Source organism: Sphingobium sp. (genome assembly GCF_036170395.1).
Lineage (GTDB): Bacteria > Pseudomonadota > Alphaproteobacteria > Sphingomonadales > Sphingomonadaceae > Sphingobium.
The window spans coordinates 1-2,564 of sequence record NZ_JAVHPD010000066.1; the positions used below are offsets into that span (position 1 = coordinate 1).

Below are 2,564 nucleotides of genomic sequence, written 5' to 3' on the forward strand. Positions count from 1 at the left end.
TCCCGAAATGCGAATGAACCATACCAGACTCCGGCGTTTTTACACAGCCTCGGGACAATCCTGGCGTTCCAGAACGATAGTTCTCGCCAGGAGACGGTGATCGCTGGTATCGAGGCGGGTGCCGTCCGCGAGGCCGCCGACCTCGTCATCACCCTGAGTGCCGCCGAGCAGCGGCGGCTCCTCGACTATATCGTCAGGCCGTATAATTTCCGCGATCCGCTGGCGACGCCGGAGGAGGACGACATCGATCCGGACGGGGTGATCGGCCATGCGCTGACCGCGCTGACGATGATCAGCCCCGGCGAGCCCCTGCCCGATAAGATCAAGCCCTATCTCGAGCGCCATGCTCCGCTGGGCGAAGTGCGGTCCTGATCCGGCAAGGCTTGAACAGGCCATGGAAAACCGTTCGTCTACCCAAGTCTCTGGCGTTGGCAGTCGGTGCCGCTACAAGCCTATCTTCTTGATACGATGGAGCGAAAACAAACGACGACGAGTCGAGGGGGCGAAAACATGTACATTTCGGAAATCCATGCGAGCGGCTTTCGGTGTTTCAGCGCCGCGCGACCTTTGAATATTCAGCTGTCATCGGGCCTCAACATCCTGGTCGGGCCCAATGACGCCGGCAAGAGCGCGATCGTCGATGCGGCTCGTTATGTCCTGTGGACGCGCGGCGACGATTATATCCGCCCCGACCTGAATGATTTCCATGTGGCCGCAGATGGGACGCGCGAGTGCGACTTTGTCGTGCGCTGCACCTTCGACGATCTCAGCCCCGAAGAGGAAGCGCGTTTTCTCGAATGGTGCACCAATGAGAAGGGCAAACTGCGCCTACATGTCTGCCTGCGCGGGTCGCGGCGTATTTCCTCCGGCGGCGGCAGCGTCATCTCCAGCCAGCACCGCGCGGGCGCCGAGGGCGAAGGCCTTCCGCTCGACGGCGAACTGCGCGAATATCTCAAGGCGACCTATCTCAAGCCGCTGCGCGACGCCGAACGCGAGATGCGGGCCGGCAGGCGCTCGCGGCTGTCGCGCATCCTTGGCGCGATGCCGGCGATGGGCGCGCAGAACAAGCCGGCGGCGCTTGGCGCGCCCGCCACACTGCACGACACGCTGACCGCCGCCGACATTGAGGTGCGGGCCAATCCGGCGGTCGGGGGTGTCGCCAGCAGCGTCAACAGCGACTTTCTCGACAAACTGTCTTTTGTCGACGACCCCCTGGTCGCGACCCTCGATCTTGGCGCGGGGGGCTCGTTCGACCAGATTCTCGAGCGCTTCGAGCTCTACCTAAACGCCAAGGTCGGCGCCGAGCGGGTGCAGCGCGGCCTGGGCTACAACAATCTGCTGTTCATGGCCGCCGAGCTGTTGCTGCTCCAGTCGCATCCCGACCAGGTGCCGTTCCTGCTGATCGAGGAGCCCGAGGCGCACCTCCATCCCCAGCACCAAACCCTGTTCATGGAAGTGCTCGCCGCGCGCGCCGCCAAGCCGGACCCGGTCAAGGGCGAGACCCATCAGCAGGTCCAGGTTCTGCTCACCACCCACAGCCCGCAGCTGGCCGCAGGCGCCGAACTCGAAACCATGACGATGATCGTCGATCATCGCGCCTTTCCGCTCGGCGCCGCCCATACGCGGCTGGGCGTCGACGACTATGAGTTCCTGCGCCGGTTCCTCGACGCCACCAAGGCCAATCTGTTTTTCGCCCGCGCGCTGATCGTCGTCGAGGGCGATGGCGAACATCTCCTCCTGCCTGCGATCGCCGAGAAGCTCGGCCGGCCCTTGAGCGCCCACGGGGTTTCGATCGTCAATGTCGGCCATCGCGGCCTGTTTCGCTACAGCCGGATCTTGCAGCGCCTCGCCGGCGAGGCGATCCCGGTCCCGGTCGCGCTGATCCCCGACCGCGACATCCCGCCGCCCGAGGCCAAGGCCCTGGTCGGCGAGCGCAAGACCGAGAATGAGCTCAAGCCCGAGGAAATCGCCGCGCGGCTGAAGACGCTCACCCGCGACATCGGCGATCCGGTCGACGCCTTCATCGCCGACAGTTGGACGCTGGAGTTCGATCTCGCCCTCCAGCCCGAGCTCGCCCAGAGCGTCTACCGCGCGGTTCGACTGGCCAAGACCAGCAGCCGCAAGCCCGCCTTTCTCGCCAATCTCGTGGAGAGCGCCGACAAGACCTATACAGGCTGGCTCGAGGCGGGCCTGTCGGCGACCGAGATCGCGGTGAAAATCTACCAGCCCGTCCACGACAAGGAGGCCTCCAAGGCCGAGGTCGCCGAGCAGCTCGCCGCGATCCTGCGCAAGCGCACCGACACGGCCGAGCAGATGCGCGAGCGGCTGCCGGCCTATCTGCTGCGCGCCATCGACTATGTGACCGGCGGCTATGTCCCGGGCGCGCCCGCTTTCCCGGCCAATCCGGCGGAGGCGGAGGAAGAGGGCGATGAGGATGGCGAGGTCGGGGTTGCCGGCGAAGAGGCGGCGGGAGCCTGACAGGGATGTTCGAGATACTGCCGCTAACCCCGGTGTCAACACCGGGATAAAAACGGGCCAGGCACCGGTTTAAAAAGGGGCCAGTT

At 65.2% G+C, this 2,564-nt stretch carries 2 protein-coding genes; both read left to right on the forward strand.

Annotated features, from left to right (window positions below):
• On the forward strand, window positions 1-372 hold a 372-nt coding region (locus V2B31_RS16780), incomplete at its 5' end, for a hypothetical protein (protein WP_328280658.1).
• Between the two features lie 138 nt (window positions 373-510).
• Complete coding sequence (locus tag V2B31_RS16785; RefSeq protein ID WP_286869159.1) at window positions 511-2,478, forward strand: ATP-dependent nuclease; 1,968 nt, start codon at window positions 511-513, stop codon at window positions 2,476-2,478.
• Window positions 2,479-2,564: the final 86 nt, after the last annotated feature.

Coding starts and splice junctions, on each gene's coding strand:
- V2B31_RS16785 (WP_286869159.1), top strand. CDS start 511: ATGTACATTTCGGAAATCCATGCGAGCGGCTTTCGGTGTTTCAGCGCC.